The sequence below is a fragment of the Bradyrhizobium sp. NBAIM08 genome, assembly GCF_020193935.1.
In the GTDB taxonomy this organism is placed as follows: domain Bacteria; phylum Pseudomonadota; class Alphaproteobacteria; order Rhizobiales; family Xanthobacteraceae; genus Bradyrhizobium; species Bradyrhizobium yuanmingense.
On record NZ_JADYVR010000655.1, the window covers coordinates 1 to 424 of the forward strand.

1 pseudogene is annotated in these 424 nt (G+C 64.4%); it reads left to right on the forward strand.

Annotation, left to right across the window (positions count from 1 at the left end):
- A pseudogene (locus tag I6F37_RS41420) lies at positions 1-424 on the forward strand (esterase FrsA); the annotation flags it as partial.

The window sequence follows — 424 nt, forward strand, 5'->3', positions numbered from 1 at the left end:
ACCATGGATACCCCGGTAACCAATAAAGACCCCCGCGTCGAGGCCGCGATCTCGCACTGGGCGCCGCGCTTCGTGATCAACGGCGTGCCGCTCACCGACTTCCAGGAAGTCACCGGCGGCATCGAGCGCTGGGAAGACTGGTGCAGCGCGTGGAGCGCGCGCGCCGCGATTCACGAGAAGCTCGGGGACCAGACGTTTGCGGAAGGCCACAAGCTTTCGGCGGCCGAGCACTGGACGCGCGCGGCAGTGTGCTACCACTTCGGCAAGTTTCTGTTCGTGAACGACATGGCCCAGATGAAGCAGGCGAACATGAAAGCGGTCGAGTGCCGCAACAAGGCGCTGCCGCACCTGCGTCCGCCCGGCGAGCGTGTCGAGATCCCATACGAAGGCACCAAGCTTTACGGCAACCTGCGTAAGCCCATCG